This is a genomic window from Winogradskyella sp. KYW1333 (genome assembly GCF_003335675.1).
In the GTDB taxonomy this organism is placed as follows: domain Bacteria; phylum Bacteroidota; class Bacteroidia; order Flavobacteriales; family Flavobacteriaceae; genus Winogradskyella.
Window position 1 is genome coordinate 85658 of record NZ_QPHL01000015.1, and the last position, 22882, is coordinate 108539.

General features: G+C 33.5%; 19 protein-coding genes and 1 pseudogene. 11 read left to right on the forward strand and 9 right to left on the reverse strand.

What is annotated here, in order from left to right; translation table 11 throughout:
- Window positions 1–318 precede the first annotated feature (318 nt).
- The 6 genes from DUZ96_RS06055 to mnmE all read right to left on the reverse strand — a co-directional run bounded on the left by DUZ96_RS06055 (window position 319) and on the right by mnmE (window position 5120).
- Window positions 319–525, reverse strand: a complete 207-nt coding sequence (locus tag DUZ96_RS06055; protein WP_114301053.1) for a hypothetical protein — start codon at window positions 523–525, stop codon at window positions 319–321.
- Between the two features lie 3 nt (window positions 526–528).
- Complete coding sequence (locus DUZ96_RS06060) at window positions 529–900, reverse strand: hypothetical protein (RefSeq protein ID WP_114301054.1); 372 nt, start codon at window positions 898–900, stop codon at window positions 529–531.
- Window positions 901–1038: 138 nt separating this feature from the next.
- A complete protein-coding gene (locus DUZ96_RS06065) occupies window positions 1039–1380 on the reverse strand; it encodes an AlpA family transcriptional regulator (protein ID WP_114301055.1) in 342 nt (113 codons plus the stop codon).
- 136 nt (window positions 1381–1516) lie between these two features.
- On the reverse strand, window positions 1517–2443 hold the full coding sequence (locus DUZ96_RS06070; RefSeq protein WP_114301056.1) for a hypothetical protein: 927 nt from the start codon (window positions 2441–2443) through the stop codon (window positions 1517–1519).
- A 2-nt stretch (window positions 2444–2445) separates the two neighbouring features.
- Window positions 2446–3564: a site-specific integrase gene (locus tag DUZ96_RS06075; protein WP_114301057.1), complete on the reverse strand. Its 1119-nt coding sequence runs from the start codon at window positions 3562–3564 to the stop codon at window positions 2446–2448.
- A gap of 167 nt (window positions 3565–3731) precedes the next feature.
- Entirely contained in the window at window positions 3732–5120 is a 1389-nt protein-coding gene (gene mnmE, locus DUZ96_RS06080; RefSeq protein ID WP_114301058.1) for a tRNA uridine-5-carboxymethylaminomethyl(34) synthesis GTPase MnmE, read from the reverse strand.
- A gap of 176 nt (window positions 5121–5296) precedes the next feature.
- Here mnmE and DUZ96_RS06085 point away from each other — a divergent pair, with 176 nt between their 5' ends.
- On the forward strand, window positions 5297–6448 hold the full coding sequence (locus tag DUZ96_RS06085; RefSeq protein WP_114301059.1) for a TlpA disulfide reductase family protein: 1152 nt from the start codon (window positions 5297–5299) through the stop codon (window positions 6446–6448).
- A gap of 16 nt (window positions 6449–6464) precedes the next feature.
- On the opposite strand, the gene DUZ96_RS06090 is transcribed toward DUZ96_RS06085, so the two are convergent.
- Entirely contained in the window at window positions 6465–7118 is a 654-nt protein-coding gene (locus tag DUZ96_RS06090) for a rhomboid family intramembrane serine protease (RefSeq protein ID WP_114301060.1), read from the reverse strand.
- A gap of 61 nt (window positions 7119–7179) precedes the next feature.
- Here DUZ96_RS06090 and DUZ96_RS06095 point away from each other — a divergent pair, with 61 nt between their 5' ends.
- The gene (locus DUZ96_RS06095; protein WP_114301061.1) at window positions 7180–8070 is read left to right on the forward strand and encodes a lysophospholipid acyltransferase family protein; all 891 of its coding nucleotides are present in this window, start codon (window positions 7180–7182) and stop codon (window positions 8068–8070) included.
- Window positions 8071–8395: 325 nt separating this feature from the next.
- On the opposite strand, the gene glmM is transcribed toward DUZ96_RS06095, so the two are convergent.
- Window positions 8396–9784, reverse strand: a complete 1389-nt coding sequence (glmM, locus tag DUZ96_RS06100) for a phosphoglucosamine mutase (protein ID WP_114301062.1) — start codon at window positions 9782–9784, stop codon at window positions 8396–8398.
- 70 nt (window positions 9785–9854) lie between these two features.
- On the opposite strand from glmM, the gene DUZ96_RS06105 reads away from it, so the two are divergent.
- The 6 genes from DUZ96_RS06105 (at window position 9855) to DUZ96_RS06130 (ending at window position 17847) form a co-directional block, all read left to right on the forward strand.
- Entirely contained in the window at window positions 9855–10457 is a 603-nt protein-coding gene (locus DUZ96_RS06105; protein ID WP_114301063.1) for an ACP phosphodiesterase, read from the forward strand.
- A complete protein-coding gene (gene ggt, locus DUZ96_RS06110) occupies window positions 10454–12160 on the forward strand; it encodes a gamma-glutamyltransferase (RefSeq protein WP_114301064.1) in 1707 nt (568 codons plus the stop codon). The genes DUZ96_RS06105 and ggt overlap by 4 nt, the downstream gene beginning before the upstream one ends.
- Window positions 12161–12253: 93 nt before the next feature.
- Entirely contained in the window at window positions 12254–15505 is a 3252-nt protein-coding gene (locus DUZ96_RS06115) for a S41 family peptidase (protein ID WP_114301065.1), read from the forward strand.
- A gap of 27 nt (window positions 15506–15532) precedes the next feature.
- Window positions 15533–16201: a DNA alkylation repair protein gene (locus tag DUZ96_RS06120; protein WP_114301066.1), complete on the forward strand. Its 669-nt coding sequence runs from the start codon at window positions 15533–15535 to the stop codon at window positions 16199–16201.
- The gene (locus tag DUZ96_RS06125; protein WP_114301067.1) at window positions 16198–17097 is read left to right on the forward strand and encodes a RimK family alpha-L-glutamate ligase; all 900 of its coding nucleotides are present in this window, start codon (window positions 16198–16200) and stop codon (window positions 17095–17097) included. The genes DUZ96_RS06120 and DUZ96_RS06125 overlap by 4 nt, the downstream gene beginning before the upstream one ends.
- A 12-nt stretch (window positions 17098–17109) precedes the next feature.
- Window positions 17110–17847: a hypothetical protein gene (locus DUZ96_RS06130; RefSeq protein WP_114301068.1), complete on the forward strand. Its 738-nt coding sequence runs from the start codon at window positions 17110–17112 to the stop codon at window positions 17845–17847.
- 231 nt (window positions 17848–18078) lie between these two features.
- Here the strand turns inward: DUZ96_RS06130 and DUZ96_RS13080 are convergent.
- Window positions 18079–18598 (reverse strand): annotated as a pseudogene (locus tag DUZ96_RS13080) (hypothetical protein); the annotation flags it as partial.
- A 152-nt stretch (window positions 18599–18750) separates the two neighbouring features.
- Between DUZ96_RS13080 and DUZ96_RS06140 the strand changes: the two are divergent.
- The 3 genes from DUZ96_RS06140 to DUZ96_RS06150 all read left to right on the forward strand — a co-directional run bounded on the left by DUZ96_RS06140 (window position 18751) and on the right by DUZ96_RS06150 (window position 22864).
- Window positions 18751–19101: a hypothetical protein gene (locus tag DUZ96_RS06140; protein ID WP_114301069.1), complete on the forward strand. Its 351-nt coding sequence runs from the start codon at window positions 18751–18753 to the stop codon at window positions 19099–19101.
- A 156-nt stretch (window positions 19102–19257) separates the two neighbouring features.
- Entirely contained in the window at window positions 19258–22086 is a 2829-nt protein-coding gene (uvrA, locus tag DUZ96_RS06145) for an excinuclease ABC subunit UvrA (RefSeq protein WP_114301070.1), read from the forward strand.
- 91 nt (window positions 22087–22177) lie between these two features.
- A complete protein-coding gene (locus DUZ96_RS06150; RefSeq protein WP_114301071.1) occupies window positions 22178–22864 on the forward strand; it encodes a TIGR00730 family Rossman fold protein in 687 nt (228 codons plus the stop codon).
- The last annotated feature ends 18 nt before the right edge of the window (window positions 22865–22882 follow it).

Sequence of the window (22882 nt, forward strand, 5' to 3'; positions counted from 1 at the left end):
AGCAAACTATAAAAATGATTAGATTTACTGTAAGTAAAAACTAAGCACAACACTATGTATAGTGCATATGCACCCTTCGGGATGCAAACGCACCATACACCAACCGTTGTGCGTCATTTAAGAAATGAACTTTCCTGAAATAGGTTGACTAAAAATTAACCATTATGTACAAAAATAACAAAGTAATTATCACTAAAAAAAAGCCTAGTTTTTTTCGAGATTTTTTTTTGAGTTCTAATCAACCATATTCGAAAACAATCAACCAAAAATTCCCTAAAATAATCAGGTGTAAATTGGTTACAGATACAAAAATAAAATTTACCTATTGTTCTTTTTTTCCATTACTTGTTTTGAACTTTGGTAAACAGCGTACAATATAGTCCCAAGACCAACAGATAACAGAATAATTGTAAGATGATGATTCGATTTCTTTAGCTCTCTATTACTAGATGCGAGCAAATCCATCTCTGCAGGAATATCCTGCCTAACATCTAATTCAAAACAATTAATAATTTCTTGTTCCATGGCTTATACTTTAAGTTTAATAATTTTAAAAGTGTTTGCATCAATTCGAGTGTATGCATAATCGTCGATACATGTCCATGTGACTCCTTGCATTTTCATCGTATGCGTATTAAATCCAAAGTTTAATCCTGCTCCTAACAAATAGTCGTATGACCTTGTAATTTCATTATGGGGTCCTAACACAATCTGTAATACCCTTCTATTAGTATCTAAAATCTTTCTTGTTTTGGATTTAGCTTGTCGTATTTCTTTAGCTTTAAGATTATTATATCTAATTTGGTTCTCTCTGCTGGCAAACTTTTGGTTGCTTCGCTTTGGTACGAACTCTTCACCTGTTAAGGGGTCCATGGCCTTTTCTTTGTTGTCTTCATTCATATTTCTAATATTTTATATAATTCAATGTATTTATAATGTATTTGAACTTATACAGAAATAGGTTAATGCAACTGGGCATATGTTCACCTAACTTAAATCCATATAAATTTTAAATTAATGTGCTTAATTAAGTTCTAGTTAGGTTTTACTTAAATAGTCATTAGCCTCTTGATTTATTACAGAAGGCTTTCCTGCTTTAAGCCAATCAATAATGTCTGTTCTTGAAAAGGTTAATGGCCTTCGTTTAGAAATGACTGGTATTTCAAAGCGGCACACCTTTGAATAAATGGTTGACTTTTTATAACCTGTGAGTTGTTGGACTTCCTCAACAAAGATGATGTCGCTATTTGACTTTGAACGGCCAGATGTACCGTCAGTGCTGTTAAGTAGTTTTTTTGCTTCTTGAGCAAAAGCTTCTTTACTAAGGTCTATATATTCTCCAACAGTAAGGGAATAAAGGGGTTTTGATAAATCTTTCATTGCATCACTTATAGTTTGAGTCGAATCATATGGAGCATTCGAATCATTAATTAATGATGCAATAATCGGAAGTGATTTAGATCACTTAAAAGACCCTAAACAGTTTAGGGATCAAGTAGTGACTCGATTTATGTAATTAATTGTCTTTATTAATTATTATATGTTCCAATCCTGGTACATTTATTCTATTAGATTTCTTGACAGTACGGGAATTGGTGGCAATTATTTTATGAACATATCCTAAGCTAAAATCAGTAACTTCATCTTTCTTGTTAATGTAAGTGAAATATTCACAAATCCATCTTTCTATATTTGATAATTTACCTACGACCCTTTGATTTAAATAAAGCTGCCTAAATACTAAAAGAAATTTATTTGCATTACCTCTAAAACAAATTTTATTCTGAATCTCCTCTCCATTGAGTAGTTGCTCTAATTTTTTTCGATCCTTTTTTTCAAAATATGGTCTTAAAGCATCAAACAAATTCAAATTATTATTATTAATTACTAAGATTGGCCTGTTCTCAAATCTATGTTGGATTAAATTATTCACTTTTTCCACCACTTCAACATCAAGAAGTTGAGATTGATGTTTCGCGATATTAAATTTCAAAAAATCAATAAATTCATTTATCCTACCGTCGAAGTTGGTTGACAATTGAAACTTTAAAAAATTTTCAATTTCAGATAGATTAAACTCGTATTGTCTTAATTTAAGCGCAAACCAGAAACCGAATTCTGGATCGTTCTTATCAATAATAATATTTTCGTTATAATGAAAACAATCACCCTTCATCATAAAAAAGTTCAAATTGAACCGCTCACGTAAATCACTATGTGCCTCTTCATACTTTTCTAAATAATCTTTAAAGTATTTATCTGTCCCATTATTATAATCTTTTGATTTTAAAACTGGTTGTCCATTTTTAAATATCATGGCTTCAATCTTGTTGAGAATCTTTAACCCTAATTTGTCAGAAGTTTTATTTAATAGAATCAAGGATCGCTCATAATCCTTGATATCGGACGTATCGATTTTGTAATAAGAATAGTTAATTTTCATCATTAAGAATTAATATCAGGTATTGCATTCGCAGCCTCCACCTTCTTCTGATTGATGATTTTGGCATAAACCTGTGTGGTTTTTAACTCCTTATGGCCGAGTAATTTAGAAACTGTGTATATATCCGTACCAAATGTAAGTTGTAAGGTTGCATACGTATGACGTGCACAGTGGAATGTGATTGTTTTACTAATTCCTGCTTTCATAACCCATTGCTGCAGTTTTAAGTTATTCCAAGCACTATATCTTAAACCCTTAAATACACGTTCCTCATCACCTTGTCTATCATTTAGCAAGTTAAAGGCTTGTTCTGGAATTGGGTGTGTTTGATAACCGTTGGTCTTCTTTTGCTTAAAGCGTATGTAATAACCTTGCTCTTTAGAATATTGGACTTCCTTCCATATCAACTTATGGACATCAGACCACCTTAATCCTGTAAGTGCACTAAAAATAAAGGCTTGTTTCAAGATTGGGATCTCGCATTCCGTATTAGCAACTTTTTTCAGTTCTTCTAAGGTTAAGAACTCGCGTTCTGATTCACCTTGTTTAAACCCTTTGACATTATCCGCTGGATTATTAGTTATAATATGTTCTATTGTGGCCTCTCTTAAGCACGCCTTTACTTTATTAAAATAAGAATAACATGAATTTTGAGAGAGTGGTTTATTACTTTTAGTTCTTGCAGTATGCTTTAAATAATATTTAAAGTCCTCCAGCCACTTCATATCAACATCTTTGAATGGGACAAAGTCTCCTCTGAATTTTATCAAATGCTTTAAAACGCTATCCCAATTTCCATAGTTCCCAGTAGACTGGTTATAGCGCTCATCTGTTTTTTCGGAAAAATAAGTAATGAAGTTTTTATTAAGATTCTCTTTGGCAATATTCGAAAAACCATGAGCATCTTGTTGCATCTCCAAAAACCTCTTTGAACGAATGCTTTCCGCTAACAACGAAGTCTTTTTGTTGTGAGCTCTTTCTTTGGAAGTACTTGGCGAACTATATAAGTACAAATTGAGCGATTCCTTCTTTCTTTTTTGTTTGGCCTTTGGTAGATAATAATCTAAATATAAACTTTCCTGACCGTCCTTTTTCTTTCGTGTTCTAATGGATACATTCATGTGACAAAATTTTGTACCGTTTTGTACCGCAAATTAAAAAAGGTACAAATACGGGACAAAAATAACTAAATTAGAACAAACAAACAAAAGTTCAATTCACAATAAAAAATATAATAACTTGTATTTCAATTACTTATATTGATGTAGTTTGAGGCAGTTTGCGATAGTTACTTTCCAATACAAAAATTTGCAAAGATATTCCCAAGAAGATCATCAGTAGTAATTTCACCAGTAATTTCGCCGAAGTGATTTAAGGCTTGCTTAATATCTATAGCCAGTAAATCACCTGAAAGTCCAGTTTCTAGACCATGCTTAACTTTTTGAATTTCTTCAAACGCTTTTAATAAAGCATCATAATGCCGTGAGTTAGTAACGATAGTCTCGTCATTTCTAAGGGAACCTGTATTAATTAGATTTAAAAGTGAATTGGTAAGTTGCTCTATACCAAAACCTGTTTTTGCCGATAAGGGAAAGATATCTGTGATAGAATTATTTACTTCGGCCAATTGGATATCATCTAATGTATCTATTTTATTTGCTATAACCAGCAATGGTTTTTGAGGATGTTTATTCCGAATCTTTTCAATTTCTATTCTAACCGATTCTAATTGTTCCATATTTTTCTGTGCATCAAACAGATAAATCACAACTTGAGATTGATCGATTTTTTCAAAAGTCTTTTTTATACCTATACTCTCTACTATATCCTTTGTATCCCTTATACCAGCTGTATCTATAAATCTAAATCCTATTCCACCTATTGATATCTCATCTTCAATTGTATCTCGAGTTGTACCTGCTATTTCAGAAACAATAGCTCTATCTTCATTCAAGAGTGCATTTAAGAGGGTAGATTTACCAACATTTGGTTCACCAACAATAGCTACCGGAATACCATTTTTAATTACATTACCAACAGCAAATGAATCTATCAACCGTTTTAATACAAACGAAATTCGATCTACTAGTTCTTTAAATTGGGTTCTATCCGCAAATTCAACATCTTCTTCTGCAAAATCTAATTCTAATTCAATCAACGATGCAAAATTCAGCAACTCTTCTCTCAACTTTGCAATTTCTGAAGAAAAACCACCACGCATTTGTTGCATAGCTATTTTATGTGATGCCTCATTATCACTTGAAATCAAATCTGCTACAGCTTCTGCTTGACTTAAGTCTAATTTTCCATTCAAAAAGGCTCTCAATGTAAATTCTCCTGCAGTAGCCATACGACAACCCTTTCTCAAAAACAACTGTATAATCTCTTGTTGAATATATGCTGATCCATGACAGGAAACCTCAACGACATCTTCACCTGTGTAAGAATTAGGATTCTTAAAAATTGAAATTAACACCTCATCTAAAGTACGTCCTTCATCTACAATATGACCTAGATGAATAGTATGTGTCTTCTGTTTAGCAAGGGATTTTTTATTTGTAACAGATTTAAAATGTGCATCTACAATAGCAATTGCATTGATACCAGATAATCTTACAACAGCAATTGCACCACTTCCAGATGGTGTTGCTAAAGCTACTATTGTATCATTATGCATTAGAAATAAATTTATTGCAAAAGTATTGTAAATAAAAAGATTCTACCATAACCAATTACTGTATTTTATAATTTAATTCACAATCCATTTTAATAATTTTTAGTGTTAGTTTATATATTTGCAAGACTAGAAATCGCATATTTAATAGCTAACTCTAGTTTATAAAAAGAAAAAACATGAAAAGAATTTTAATACTAGCTGTACTTCTTGTTGCATTTGTAGGTTGCAAACAGGAACCAAGAACAGATTTCGTGATTAATGGTATTGCACAGGATGTATATAACGGCTCGAGAGTCTATCTAAAAGATGTAAGCAATCTTGGAAGAGAGGTTTATACAGATACAGCAATCGTTATGGATGGAAAATTCATATTAAAAGGAAGTGTTAATGAACCGAAAGTGAGGTTTTTAGAAATACAAGGTATACCTGGTGAATTTTTATTTATGCTCGAAAACAGTGAAATTGAAATTGAAATAAATAAGCAATTAATGCTTGAATCTACAGCAACTGGATCTAAAACACATAATGATCTTGTAGCTTATCAAGGTGGCATTAAAGAGCTTCAAGAGGAAAATAGAAACTTGATAAATACTTTTATGAAATACAGAAAGGAGCAGGATACAGCTAGATTAGATTCTATGAAAGTTCTTCTAGAAGATCATGGCCAACGATTTTTGAAATTTCCTGCGAAGTATGTTAAGGATAATAATGACAGCTATTTCAGTCTTAATTTAATCGGACTTGAGGCAAACAAAAAGAAATTTGATATTGAGGATTTTTTAGATGCCTACGACAATTTAACACCAAGTTTAAAGAATACTCCAATGGGCGGAAAAGTAAAACGCAAATTGGATAGTATTAATACAGAATATCAAAAGACAGCACACCTACAAGTTGGTAAAATTGCACCTAGTTTTGAAGCACCAAAACCAGATGGAACTATAGTATCTTTAGAAGAACTCAAAGGAAAGGTTACGATAATTGATTTTTGGGCGGCTTGGTGTGGACCATGTCGAAGAGAAAATCCCAATATAGTTAAAATTTACAATGAGTATCACGACAAGGGTCTGGAGATTATTGGGGTTTCACTAGACGGCAATTCTCGTCAATCAAATCCTAAGAAAGCTTGGTTAGATGCCATTGAGAAAGATAAACTTGCATGGACACAAGTTTCACATCTTAAGTATTTTAATGACCCTGTTGCACGTCTTTATGATGTTAATGCTATTCCTGCCACTTATATTTTAGATAAAGACGGTAAAATTGTCGCTAAAAACCTTAGAGGACGGCAATTAGAATCAAAGATTCAACAATTGTTTATGCAATAAGTTTTACATCTATATTCTAACGGAGTTTACCCGTTTTATGCATAACATACAGTATAATGATTGGTATGGCCAACAAACCTACATGACCTATGTCTGTTTTAAATAAACTCGGCATTAATAAAAGAGTTAATGCATAACCACCAACTGCGCCTCCAAAATGGGCATCATGACCTATGTTGCCTACTCTGTTTTTTATACCATAGATAGAATACAACAAATAACCAATACCGAAAACATAACCAGGTATTGGGATGGGTATAAAGAACATATATAAGCTCATACTTGGTTCTAATAAAATTGCTGCATATAAAATGCCTGTCACAGCACCACTTGCTCCAATAGCACTATACCAATATTCATCTTTATGAAAGTATAGGGATAATAAGTTTCCAAAAATTAAACTTGCTATATAAATAATAACAAAATTGAAATTGCCCAACTGATTTATTACAGTACCAGCAAAAAAATAAAGAGTTATCATATTCATCAATAAATGCGTAGTATCGGCATGTAAAAACCCAGAACTAATCATTCTTATCTGCTCACCTCTTCTAATACTACCAACATTAAATTTATATTTTTCAAAAAACAAACGATCATCAAAACCCTTAAAAGACATAATGACATTGGATGCGATAATAACAATTGTAACTATTCCTAAATTGTACATAAACTCTAATCTATTAATTCAAATATAACATATATTTGCCCTTTAAAACTAACATCATTTGATGCAACTTATTGCTTACATAATTATTTTTCCAATTCTTTGGTTAATCTCCATATTACCCTTTAAAGTCTTGTATGGCTTATCTGATGTCATACACTTTTTTATGTATAGAATATTTGGATACCGAAAATCAGTTGTTAAATCTAATTTAAGGTTGGTATTTCCTGAAAAATCTGAAAAAGAGATTTCAAAAATCATGAGTGAATTTTACAGTCATCTTTGTGATTTAATTCTTGAAGCAATAAAGTCATTAACAATTAAGGAAAGTGAAATAAAAAAACGATTTGTTTATAAAAACATCGAAGAAATAAAAGCACTAGAATCTCAAAATCGTAGTGTTTTATTAATGTGTTCTCATTATGCAAATTGGGAATGGTCAGTAGTTATTCAATGTCATATAAAGCATAAGGGTTATGCAATTTATAAGCGTTTAAGTAATAAACACTTTGACGGCTTGGTTAAGCGTATGAGGGCGAGATACAATGCCTATCTCATTACTACAAAAGAAACTATAGCTACCTTAACTCAACTTAAAGCAAATGGTGAATTATTTGTTGCTGGTTTTGCAGCAGACCAATCCCCAAAATTGAAAAAAGCGCACTATTGGAGAAAGTTTATGGGCATTGAGGTCCCTGTTATCACAGGCCCTGAAATGATTGCCAAGAAACTGGATGTACCTGTTATATTTTTTAGAATAGATAAAATCAAACGTGGTTATTATGAAGCCACAATTGAGCCGGTAATTATGAACCCTAAGGGTTATGATGAAAACGAAATCACGGATATGTACATAGAATATATCGAAAAACAGATTTATGAAAAGCCAGAGTTCTATTTATGGACACATAAACGCTGGAAATATAGTAATCAAGTTCCTGAAAACTTGAAATAATCTGGTTTACCTTAAATTAAACCAAGAATCTACATCAGAAGAGTTGCAAGGTACTTTATTTTGATATTTATGGACAAATTCATTATTACAACCTGAATATCCATAGTCCAATGCCCATGTTTCTTAGTTTTTCTTCAATTGGCCGGCATAACCTGCATGAAACTGTCCAATCCGTATAAATTATTGTTTATTTGCCATATGATGATTTAAATGTTTCATCCTACCCAATTATATTCGTAAAATAAGCTTCTAAATCAGATACTCTATTTGTAAAAGCCCCAGAAACCATATATGTAGTCATTTTATAAGTAGATAAGCAATGATACTAAATATTAGCAATGGTCTTTATCTCAGTTATGAATCTATCTGCTAAGTTATCAGCAGATTCTTGAGTCGGTGCTTCAGTATAAATCCTAATTATAGGCTCAGTATTACTTTTACGAAGATGTACCCAGCTATCTGCAAAGTCAATTTTCACACCGTCGATAGTGGTCAATTTCTCATGACTATAATTAGACTCCATTGTGCTAAGAATACCATCGACATCCAATTCTGGAGTTAACTGTATTTTCTTTTTGCTCATAAAGTAATTTGGATAAGTAGCTCTTAACTCACTAACCTTCATTTTTTTCTCAGCAAGAAGACTTAAAAACAAGGCTACACCAACTAAAGCGTCCCTTCCGTAATGTAATTCAGGATAGATTATTCCACCATTTCCTTCTCCACCAATCACAACATTATTCTTCTTCATTAATTCAACAACATTAACCTCCCCCACGGCGCTAGCTTCGTACACACCGCCATATTTTTCAGTTACATCTCTTAACGCTCTTGTTGAACTCATATTACTCACCGTATTTCCTGGGTTTTTACTCAAAACATAATCCGCACAAGCAACAAGTGTGTATTCTTCACCAAACATTTCTCCTGTTTCATCCATAAATGCTAAACGATCAACATCTGGATCAACAACAATTCCAAAATCCGCATGTTCGTTAACAACAGCCTGCGCTAAATCTCCTAGATGTTCCTTAAGAGGTTCTGGGTTATGAGGAAAATGACCTGTGGGTTCACAATAAAGCTTAACTGCATGCACACCTAGACGCTCCAAAAGTAATGGTATAGCAATCCCTCCTGTGGAATTAACACCATCTACTACAACTTTAAAATTGGCATCTTCAATTGCTTTTTTATTAACCAATGGCAAATCTAACACCTCATCTATATGCAAATCTATATAAGCTTCATTCTTAGTTATTTTCCCTAAAACATCAACTTCAGAAAAATTCATACTATCAGACTCTGCAATTTCTAAAATTTTTTGTCCCTCAGTACCATTTAAAAACTCACCTTTTGCATTCAATAACTTTAGTGCATTCCATTGCTTTGGATTGTGGCTTGCTGTTAATATTATACCACCATCAGCGTGTTCCATAGGTACAGCCACTTCAACAGTAGGTGTGGTAGACAATCCTAAATCTACAACATGGATTCCCAAACCTACCAGGGTATTCATTACCAAATTCTGAATCATTTCTCCAGATATTCTAGCATCTCTTCCTACAACTACTTTGTAATTTTTCTTATTGCGCTGTTGCTTTATCCAAGTACCATATGCGGCAGCAAATTTAACTGCATCTATTGGAGTTAAATTATCTTCAACCTTACCACCTATTGTCCCTCTAATCCCAGAAATGGATTTTATTAAAGTCATATAATTTTGATTTTGAGCAAATATAGTATCTAATTCCTATTATATTATTATGAATTTGTAAATTCGGAAAATGAATTTTTTAGCTCATATTTATCTTTCTAGTGACAATGAATTAATAACTATAGGAAATTTTGTCGCCGATGGTATTAGAGGAAAAAAATATGAGCAATACCCAGAAGAAATCCAAGTTGGTATTTTATTACACAGAGCTATAGACACCTTTACAGACGCACATCCAGTTTTTAGAAGAAGTACTAAGCGTCTTCATGACCCTTATGGCCATTATAGTGGTGTAATTGTAGATATTTTTTATGATCATTTTTTGGCAAAAAATTGGAGTGCGTATTCTAAGATTCCTTTAGATTCATATGTTAAGAACTTTTACCATAGTCTAGAGCGCCATTTTGAAATTTTACCTCCCAAATTTAAACACTTAACGCCATTAATGATAGAAGATAACTGGTTACTGAGTTATGCTGAGATTGATGGCATCCAATCGGTATTAAATGGTATGAATAGAAGAACCTATGGTCGATCTAAAATGAATTTAGCCACAAAGGAACTTAAATTGTTCTATTCTGAATTTGAAAAAGATTTTACTGAATTTTTTAACGAACTTATCTTTTATAATAACCAGAAATTAAAAACATTAACCAAGAAGTTTAATTTATGAGAAAATTATTTGGTCTATTAATTATAACTATACTTTCTTTTACAAGCTGTAAAAAAGAACGCGTTTTAGAAATTATCCAAACCGGTAAAAGAGGTGTAATTTCAGAAAATGCGATGGTTGTAAGTGCTAGACAAGAAGCCTCAAAAATTGGTGCTGATATTTTAAAAAAAGGAGGCAATGCATTTGATGCTATGATGGCGACAGAATTGGCTTTAGCAGTAACTTATCCGGTTGCCGGGAATATTGGTGGAGGTGGATTTTTAGTTTATCGCTTGGCTGATGGTACAAAAGGTGCTTTAGATTACCGAGAAAAAGCACCAATCGGTGCATTAAAAGACATGTACCTCGATGAGCACGGAAATGTAATTAAAGGAAAAAGCACTACAGGAAGCCTTGCAATTGGTGTTCCAGGAACTATTGCTGGTATTTTTAAAGCTCAGGAAAAGTTTGGAAAATTAGATGTAGAAACTATTATTCAACCAGTTATTGAACTTGCTGAAAATGGGTACATTGTTACTGAAAAACAAGCACGTAGATTTAAGTCAAAGGATAGTATTTTTCAGGTTGTTAATGGAAAAGAGATTCTTTATAACAAGAATGTATTAGCGGGTACGCGAATTCAAAACCCAGCATTAGCCAATACTCTAAAGCGTATAGCCAAAAACGGAAGAAATGAATTTTATTCTGGTGAAACTGCACGTATTCTTGTCGATTTCCTAAAATCAAGAGGTAGTATTATCACATTAGATGATTTAAATAAGTATGAAAGTAAATGGAGAGACCCAATTACATTTCAGTATGATGATTTAGTAATTACATCCATGTCTCCACCTTCATCGGGCGGAATTTGCTTGAGCCAGATAATGACAATGATAGAACCTTTTGACTTAGCCGATTATGGTCATAACCAACTTAAAACGATTCAAGTTTTGGCGGAAGCAGAAAAACGTGCTTATGCAGATCGTAGTTATTATCTTGGAGATCCAGATTTTATTGAAATACCAACAGAAACCCTAATGAGTCAAGTTTATCTAGAACAAAGAATGAAGGATTTCTCCTTTAATAGGGCTACACCTGCTGACTCTATTTCTCATGGAAAAATTATTGGCTATGAAAGTGAAGAAACTACACATTATTCTATCGTTGATCAATTTGGTAATGCCATAGCAGTAACTACAACTTTAAACGCAGGTTTTGGATCTAAAGTTTTTGTTGATGAACTTGGTATTTTTCTTAATAACGAAATGGATGATTTTAGCAGTAAACCGGGTGTCCCAAATTATTTTGGTCTTATTGGTGCTGAAGCAAATAGTATAGTTGCGGAAAAAAGAATGCTTAGCTCCATGACACCCACAATCATTGAGAAAGATGGAGAATTTTACATGTCTCTTGGTACTCCTGGTGGATCTACAATAATTACATCAGTATTACAGACCATCTTAAATGTGCACGAATTTGGTCTTAGTATGCAAAAAGCAGTTGATGCTCCAAGATTTCATAATCAATGGCTGCCAGATGAAATAAGAATGGAACCTAATGCGTTCGATCCCTCCATAATAAAGCAATTAGAGGCAAAAGGATATTCTATCAACTTAACTCGATCTCCTGTTATTGGTAAAGTTGATGGTATTTTGATTCTCGATGACGGAAGATTAGAGGGAGGTGCAGACAGTCGTGGAGACGATACTGCTATAGGTTTTTAGTTTTAACAACTTTTTAAAATATCCACCTCATCTAAGTTGTATCTTTAGAAGCACCAATCCGAATTCTTAATCTACACTTTAAACCAACTAAGCATGCGATATTATATTGGCTTTTTAGGCCTTTTTATTAGTTTAATCAGTTTTTCACAAGGCACTCAACTTTTGAGACAACCAACTTTACATGGAGATAATGTTGTATTTGTTTATGCAAATGATCTTTGGAAAGCTTCAACACAAGGTGGTACTGCAATTAGACTTACAAGTGATGAAGGATATGAATCAAGCCCACATTATTCTAATGATGGAAAATTAATTGCTTTTACTGCGCAATATGACGGTAATATAGATGTATTTGTAATGCCTGCTGAAGGTGGTGAACCAAAACGATTAACATATCATCCAGGTGGTGATTTTGTTCAAGGATGGACACCTGATGGTAGAGTTTTGTTTAGATCTAGTAGAGAAAGCCAACCAACAATGACTAATAAATTCTTTACCGTTTCCACAAATGGTGGGTTACCTGAAGCTTTAGAGATACCAAGAGCCGCTTATGGAGAAATGTCAAGAGATGGTAAACACCTAGCATATACTCCCATTACTGGTTGGGATGCTGAATGGAGGAATTATCGCGGTGGACAGGCCATGCCAGTTTGGGTAGTTAACTTGAAAACGAAAGAGTTACTAAGAACAAAGCAACCAACTAAGGAACGTCATCTTGATCCTGTTTGGTTAAATGGTATCGTTTATTTTATGTCTGAGCGAGATTACACAATGAACATTTGGTCATTTAATCCAAATACCAAGGAAGAAAAACAGATCACTTTTCATAAAAAATTCGACGTAAAAAGTCTTGACTCCAGTATTGATAAAATTGTGTACGAACAAGGTGGTTATTTACATATTTATGACCCTAGTAACAGCAAAAGCAGTCAATTGAATATTGAAGTTAAAGCCGATTTAAATTTTTACAGATCCAAGTGGGATGATGTAACAGGTAGAAACCTATCAAATCCTAATTTATCACCAAAAGGAAAGCGTGCAGTATTTGAATATAGAGGAGAAATCTTTACTATACCTAAAGAGAATGGAACTTGGATGAATATCACCAATTCTCCAGGTGTTGCAGATCGAAGTCCTATTTGGTCACCAAAGGGTGATAAAATTGCATGGTTTTCAGATATGGGTGGTGAATACAGTTTAGTTTTAGCTGACCAAGATGGTCAAAATCCAGTAACCATTGCATTGCCAGAACCAACCTTCTATTTTCAACCAGATTGGTCTCCAGATGGCAAAAATATTACTTACACAGATACGCATTATAATATTTGGATTTTAAATCTTGATACCAAAAAAACAAAGAAAGTTGCAACAGACAGATACGCTCATCCTAACAGAAGTATGAATCCAGTTTGGTCACCTGACAGTAAATGGATTGCCTACGCCAAACAACAAGAAAGTCACTTTAAATCAATTTTTGCCTACAATATTGAATCCGGAAAAACTATTCAATTAACAGATCCAATAGCAGATGCAATAACCCCTGTTTGGGATGAATCTGGCAAATACCTGTATACACTTGCCAGCACAAACTATGGCTTATCTTCAGGTTGGTTAGATATGAGTAACTATGACCCAGGTTCTAACTTGACCAGAAGTTTATATGCAGTTGTTCTCAATTCATCTGACAAAGCGCCGAATCTTCCTAAAAATGATATGGAAGAAATTAAGGTCGAAGACAAATCTGATGACACTAAAAAGGACAAGAAAGAAGACAAAGATCTTGAAATTATTATTGATGATAAGGGTATTTTCGATAGAGCTGTTGCATTAAAATTGCCTGCAAGAAATTATGTAGCTCTGTTAAAAGGACCGAAGCATAAAGTATTTATCGCTGAGGCTATACCAAATGAAAATGGCCTAAAAGTACATTCGTATGATGTGGAAAAAGAAAAAGCTACAGATTTCACTAAAGGTGTGTCACAAATGGTCGCTTCAGAAGACAGAAAATCTGTTCTTCTATCTCAAAACGGAAGTTGGATATTGACCAGCTCAAAAGGTAAACCAAAGCCTGCTGATGACAAATTAAAAACCAACTTGAAAATTAAATTAGACCCTAAAGCTGAGGCACATCAAATTTTTAAGGAAGGTTGGCGTTACATGCGCGATTTTCTTTATGTAGACAATGTGCACGGTGCACCATGGGATGATATTTACAAATGGTATTCGCCTTGGATTGATCATGTACGTCATAGAACCGACTTAAATTATGTTGTAGATATTATGAGTGGTGAGGTTGCTGTGGGTCATTCTTATGTTTCTGGTGGTGATTTTCCTGATTTGTATTTTGTACCTATTGGATTATTGGGCTGTGATTTCAAAATTAACAATGGTAAATATCAGATTGCAAAAATCTATAATGGTGAACGTTGGAACCCTAACACAAGAGCACCTCTAGCACAACCCGGAATAAATGTAAATGAAGGAGACTATATTCTTTCTATCAATGGAAAGAAACTTACGAGTAACAACAACATCTATGAATATTTAGAACAAACATCTGAACGAGAAATTAATATTACAATAAGTAGTTCTGCAAACGGAAATAATCCTAGAACTGTTTTGGTTAAACCTGTTAGGAATGAGCGCAGTTTACGCAGTATTGAATGGGTTGAAAAAAATCGTAGAAAAGTAGATGAATTATCTAATGGAAAATTAGCTTATGTTTATGTACCAAATACTGGTGGTGGCGGTTTTACATCGTTCAATAGATATTATTTCTCTCAACAAGACAAGAAAGGTGCAGTAATTGATGAGCGCAATAATGGTGGTGGCTCTGCTGCGGATTATATGATCGACGTAATGGCCCGTGAACTATTTGGCTATTTTAATAGCAAGGCAAATGACAACAGACCTTGGACCACACCAATGGCTGGTATTTGGGGACCAAAAGTTATGATTATTAATGAGCGTGCAGGATCTGGTGGTGATTTACTACCATACATGTTTAAAATGAAAGACCTTGGTCCTTTAATAGGTACTAGAACGTGGGGAGGATTAGTAGGAACCTGGGATACACCAAGATTTATAGATGGAGGTCGTATGGTAGCTCCTCGTGGCGGATTTTATGATGTTAATGGCAATTGGGCTGTTGAAGGCGAAGGTGTAGCACCAGACATTGAAGTAATCCAACATCCTAAAGAAACAACCAAAGGTAACGATCCGCAATTAGAACGTGCTGTAGAAGAGGCTTTGAAATTACTTAGAGGTAATGAATTTGAGCTTAAGCCAGAACCTAAGGCTCCTGTAAGATGGAAACGCCCTGATGGTTACAAAAATGATAATTAATTCTGAAAGTAATCTAGTAGGTTAGATATGTCTTTTGTAAAAGAAGTTAGCTTTTCTTTAGAAAGTAATAGAGATGAAGCTAATGCCATACCAATGAAAGCTTACATGAAAAATAAGTTTGTCTTTTTTGGTATTAAATCTGCTTTGCGAAAGTCTATTCTAAGAGAAATAATTAATTCAAATAAAGTCGAATTAAAGAATGATATTTCAGAGATCACTCAAACACTTTACAATAAGCCAGAACGAGAATTTCATTATTGTGCCATGGATGTATATTCAAGGTTTAAAAAAAGAAATTACAACAAAACTGACATTGGTTTAATAGAATTTTTAATTACTAAAAATTCGCATTGGGATACCGTAGATTTTATCGCAAAACATATACTTGGTCAATTTTTGCTTGAAATACCTGAAATGCGAGATGAAACCATTAGGTCGTTTTCAAACAGTGACAAAATGTGGTTAAATCGTTCGGCAATTTTATTTCAATTGGGTTACAGGGAGCAAACAGATTTTCATCTACTTTCACAATTATGTATTAAACATAAGTCATCCAACCAATTCTTTATTAAAAAAGCCATAGGCTGGGCTTTAAGGGAATATGCAAAGTGTAACAGTAAGCCCGTTCTTGATTTTGTTAAAAGAACTGATTTAAAACCACTGAGTGAAAGAGAAGCTTTAAAACATTTTATATGAATTACGATGTTGTTGTTTTAACTGATAGTCGCTATTTAAAGGATAGTAAAGACCCATATTACAAGAATGTATTTTATGAAGATGCATTGGTATGTGAAGCTTTAAAATCAGAAGGATTAAAAGTCAACAGAAAAGCTTGGAATGACCCTGAATTTGATTGGTCTAATACCAAAGCCATAATGTTCAGGACAACGTGGGATTATTTTGATGATTTCGATGAGTTTTCCAATTGGTTAAATGACGTCTCAAAAGTCACAACACTTATGAATTCAGAAGCTACCGTTAGATGGAATATTGACAAACATTATTTAAAAGACCTTAAAAACAATGGTATTCATATTGCTGAAACACTATTTATTGAAAAAGGTACCGATTGTAATCTAGAAGATCTTCATACAAAAATGAATTGTGAAACAACCGTTTTAAAACCATGTATTTCTGGTGCTGCAAGACATACTTACAAACTAAATTCTGATAATTTGAACCATTATGAATCCATCTTTCAGGATTTAATTGCACAAGAGGCGATGATGCTACAGCCATTTCAACATAAAATAGTTACTGAAGGTGAAGTATCAATGATGGTATTCAACGGAGTATTTACACATGCCATACTAAAAAAAGCTAAAGCTGGTGATTTTAGAGTACAAGACGACTTTGGCGGCACCATTTATAATTACTCACCTTCTGAAAAAGAAATTAAATTTGCCATTGAGGCTGTCCATGCTTGTGATGAAATGCCTTTATATGGAAGAGTAGATATCTTCAATGACAATTCAGGTAAAATTGCTTTAGCGGAATTAGAGTTAATTGAGCCAGAACTTTGGTTTAGGAATAATCCAGAAGCAGCTAATGTTTTAGCTAAAGCTACAAAAGAAAAATTATCTTTGTTGTAAATATTATCTGTTTTGACAAAGGCATCAAGAACTAAACGCATCTTAAAAATTATTGGTGGACTAATTATATTTTTCACCCTTCCTTCACTCCTGTTTTATGGTTTTATTTATTTAAAATATAACGACGAATTACCTGTTGGAAAAATTGATAAACAGGCTGATGCATTGGCTACGAGCATGCTAATTGCTTTAGATTTTGAAGCATATAAAAATACAGATTATTTAGAATGGACTTTTAAAGGTAGACACTTTTATAAATGGTTTAAGGCTAACAACAGGTGCGAAGTTTACTGGGATGACTTTAAGGTCGAATTAGATTTAAGAGATCATGATAATTCAAAAGTTTTTGTTGCAGAACAAGAGTATAACGGTATAGAAAAACATGATTATACCCAAAAAGCTGAAGCTTTTTTCAACAACGATTCCTTTTGGCTTGTTGCTCCTTATAAAGTATTTGATAATGGTGTAGAGAGACGTATTGTTGAATCCGAAGATGGTGATAAATCACTTTTGGTAACATATACCAAAGGTGGCACAACACCTGGTGATAGTTACTTATGGCATTTTGATAAGGATGGCAAACCAAAAAGTTTTCAAATGTGGGTTGATATATTACCAATTGGTGGCATAGAAGCAACTTGGGAAAATTGGATGATAACTGAGAGTGGCGCAATGCTACCAACGTTGCACAATATCTTGTTTCTAGGACTTGAAATTGATGATGTGAAAGGTACTGTTTTAAAGGATTAAATTTTCTGAATAGAAATCTGTATATCCGGCGCCTCTTATTTTTGTTCAATAACTACTTGTGTATCATCTACCATTCTTATTTTCTCCAGAATGACATTAGAAACACCTAACATACAAGCAACCATTATCATATAAAAAATACGTTATACCTTTTTGAATGCTTTTACCATACCGAGCAAAGAATAATTCTTGCTCCAAAGCTGTACTTACTGACAGATTATCAGGTGACAATTTACTCCTTTGACCAACAAAGTGCTGACTTTTGAGCTTAAAAAGAATATTAAAACTAATTAAACTCCCTTAATTTCTTGTGATATACTGTTGCAGGTCTATTTTTTCTTGCTCATCTAGATTGATAGAATTTATCTTCTGCTCCATGACTCTTAACCTATCCTAACCATTGTGATTTTGTGAAAAAAGGTATCAATTGGTAATTCTTTTCCTTGCAAATTAGTATCACTTGATTCTAGTATGAGCTTACCGCCTTTCCTTTGTCTGCTATTTTTACAGTTTTAGAAACATCAGACCATTTCTTCAATATACTTCTTTAGCTTTTATCTACCTCAAAGAAACTTACAGTATCTACATCGTCTTCAACGGCATCAATCACTTCAAATTCCTCATCAACCTCTAAAGTTTACAATCCGCGTTCAATAAATGTTACCCAAAATTGCTTGGAGGTCACATTGGTAACCACACCTTTACCATAGGTTGAGTGATTAATACGTGAACCTATACTATATAATTTTATACAAATATTTTTTATTGATTTTGTTCAAAAAAATGAATTTAAAAATACTCTATTACACCAAATTATAATGGATTATTTATCCACATAAAAACTTGAAAAATTCTCTTAAACTTCATAAATTTGTATAATTATCAATTTAAACCTATTTAATTATGAAAAACGTAATATTAACTCTGTTTTTTTTAGGATTTTGTTTTTTTGCTTCTGCTCAAACAGAACCGAATGTTGGTGATGAATTAGTTATAAATGAGCCTACTGCAGTTAATTACAAATATGTAAAATTTCCTAAGCTAAATATACTTGCAAAAAGAGGTAAAGTAGCTAACTACAAGAGCGTTTATGGAGATACTGTCATAGTAAAAGAAGTAATGGCCAATGAGGATGGTACTATATATGTGGTTTTAGAACGAAAAGACGGCACTAAATTTTTTGGATATCTAAAAAGCGTAAAAGCCAATTACAATAAATCTATTGAAGCTGGTGAAATAGCGCCAACAACTTAAATAAAAATAGCTATAATTTATAAGGTGCATTGTTAACAATGCACTTTTTTTTATGCCTTAATTCTAATTATTAAGAATAAACCTTCACACTAAATTAACAACTAAATATTGTACCTTTGCAACTTTGTCAAAACATTCAAGTCGGCTATTACTTATATGACAACATTTAACGATTCTATTGAAGTTAAGGGTGCTCGTGTACATAATCTAAAAAACATTGATGTAACCATTCCAAGAGAAAAGCTTGTGGTCATCACAGGATTATCAGGGAGTGGCAAATCTTCATTAGCATTTGATACTATTTATGCAGAAGGTCAACGCAGATATATTGAAACTTTTTCGGCATATGCACGTCAGTTTTTAGGAAGTCTTGAACGACCTGATGTAGATAAAATTGATGGTCTTTCACCTGTAATCGCAATTGAACAAAAAACCACTAGCAAATCACCACGTTCAACTGTAGGTACGATTACTGAAATTTATGATTTTTTAAGGCTTTTATATGCTAGAGCGGCAGATGCCTTTAGCTTTGAGACTGGTGAAAAAATGGTTAGCTACAGTGATGAGCAAATCAAGGACCTAATTATCGAGGCCTACAGTGGCAAGCGTATAAATATTCTTTCTCCAGTAATTCGATCACGTAAAGGCCACTACAGAGAACTTTTTGAACAAATTGCAAAACAAGGCTTTGTAAAAGTGCGTACCGATGGTGAAATTGTTGAACTCGCAAAAGGAATGAAGTTAGATCGATATGTTACGCACGACATTGAGATAGTAATTGATCGTTTAAAAATTGATGATTCTCAAGACAATGAAAAGCGGCTAATGGAATCTATTAATACTGCCATGTATCACGGTGATGATGTATTGATGGTTATTGACCAAGACACCAATGAAACGCGATACTTTAGTCGAAATTTAATGTGCCCTTCATCAGGAATTTCGTATCCAAACCCTGAACCAAATAACTTTTCTTTCAATTCGCCAAAAGGTGCTTGTCCTAATTGTAATGGTATAGGAGAGAAATATGTAGTTAACGAAAAAAAATTGGTGCCAGATGGGTCTCTATCAATAAAAAATGGAGCATTAGCACCTCATGGACCTCAGAAAAAAAGTTGGATTTTCAAACAGTTTGATACCATTGCCCAACGATTTGATTTTTCCCTCAATGACCCCTGGAAAGATATTCCCAATGAGGCAAAACAGATGATTCTATATGGTGGTAAGGATAAATTTACTGTAGAAAGTAAATTACTTGGTGTCTCAAGAAATTATAATATCGATTTTGAAGGTGTAGCCAATTTCATTGAGAGCCAACATAAGTCAAATTCTACCTCATTAGTGCGTTGGGCCAAGGAATACATGGATAAAATCGAATGTCCAGTATGCGAAGGTTCTCGTTTAAGAAAAGAATCCCTTAATTTCAAAGTTGACGGAAAAAGCATTGCCGCCTTAGTCAAAATGGATGTAATTGAGCTTGGCGAATGGTTAGAGGGCCTTTCGGAAAGACTCTCAGACAAGCAACTAAAAATATCCACTGAAATTTTAAAGGAAATAAAAAACAGAGTTCAATTCTTGTTAGATGTTGGGCTTACTTATTTGTCATTAAATAGAAGTTCTAAATCGTTATCAGGTGGTGAAGCGCAACGTATTAGACTAGCTACACAGATTGGATCTCAACTGGTCGGTGTACTTTATATTTTAGACGAACCTAGTATTGGTTTACATCAACGAGATAATGAAAAACTAATCAATTCTCTTGCTTCACTGCGAGATGTGGGCAATTCTGTAATTGTTGTAGAGCATGACAAGGATATGATTGAACGTGCCGACCATGTCATAGATATTGGTCCATTTGCAGGAAAACATGGTGGTGAAATTATTAGCGAGGGCACACCAAAAGAACTATTGGAACATCATACATTGACCGCATCATATCTTAATGGTGAAAAAGAAATTGAAGTTCCAAAAAAACGCAGAAAGGGAAATGGAAAAAAGATAAGTCTTAAAGGGTGTACCGGGAATAATCTTAAAGATGTTAATGTAGAATTTCCTTTAGGGAAAATGATAGGTGTAACAGGTGTTTCTGGAAGTGGGAAGTCTACCTTAATAAATGAAACCCTTTACCCTATTTTAAATGCACATTTTTTCAATGCTGTAAAAAAGCCTATGCCATATAAATCAATCAAAGGCTTAGAGCATATTGATAAAGTTATTGATATAAACCAATCACCAATTGGTCGCACACCGCGTAGTAATCCTGCAACATACACTAAAACTTTTGATGAAATCAGAAAGCTTTTTGCTCAAATTCCTGAAGCTATGATTCGTGGTTACAAAGCGGGTAGATTTAGTTTTAATGTTGCGGGTGGAAGATGCGAAACATGCCAAGGTGGAGGATTGAGAGTAATAGAGATGAATTTTTTACCTGATGTATATGTAGAATGTGAAACATGCCAAGGTAAAAGATTTAACAGGGAAACGTTAGAAATACGATACAAGGGGAAGTCTATTAGCGATGTTTTAAATATGACAATTGAAGAAGCTACTATTTTCTTTGAGCATATTCCTAAAATCTACAGAAAACTTAAAACTATTGAGGATGTTGGTCTTGGTTATATAACATTAGGCCAACAAAGCACAACCCTTTCAGGTGGCGAGGCACAACGTATTAAACTTGCGACAGAACTAAGCAAAAGAGATACAGGGAATACATTTTATATTTTAGATGAACCCACAACTGGGCTTCATTTTGAAGATATTAGAGTATTAATGAAAGTACTCAACAAACTTGTTGACAAAGGAAATACCGTTTTAATTATTGAACACAATTTAGATGTGATCAAAACGGTAGATTATATTATTGACATTGGGTACGAAGGCGGAAAAGGCGGTGGACAAATTGTTGCAAAAGGCACACCGGAACAACTTATTAAAGATGAAAATAGCTACACAGCGAAATTCTTAATAAAAGAGCTGTCTTAATATTAAGTTTATTTTACAATTGATCCTGTATTGATAACCATAATAAAAAACTATATTAGTAGGTTTTCAAAAAGGAAATAAGAATAATTATATGAGAAAAGAGCATAAGCACAAAAGTTGGAATGAAATAAAAACTAATGACTCATGGGCCATATTTAAAATTATGGGTGAGTTCGTTGGTGGATATGAGAAACTAAGTAAGATAGGTCCTTGTATTTCTATTTTTGGTTCAGCTAGAACAAAACCAGACCACAAATACTATAAATTAGCAGTAGATGTTGCTAGTAAAATAGTTGAGCATGGTTACGGTGTTATCACAGGTGGTGGTCCAGGAATTATGGAGGCAGGTAATAAAGGTGCGTATATTGCTGGTGGCACATCAGTAGGATTAAATATTGAGTTGCCTTTTGAACAACATGACAATCCCTACATTGATAATGATAAAAGTCTAGACTTTGATTACTTCTTTGTTCGTAAGGTAATGTTTGTAAAATATTCTCAAGGCTTTGTTGTAATGCCTGGAGGATTTGGAACTTTAGATGAACTCTTTGAAGCTATGACATTGATACAAACTTTAAAAATTGAGACTTTCCCTATTATTCTGGTTGGAACAGAATTTTGGGGCGGGTTGGTTGATTGGATAAAAAGCACATTGATAGATGCTGGAAATATTAGCCCAGAGGATTTAGATCTTTTCCACGTTGTTGATCGTGCTGATGATGTCATAGAAATATTAAACGATTTTTACAAAGAATCTAGACTTAGCCCAAATTTCTAAAATTGTCCTTTTTAATTT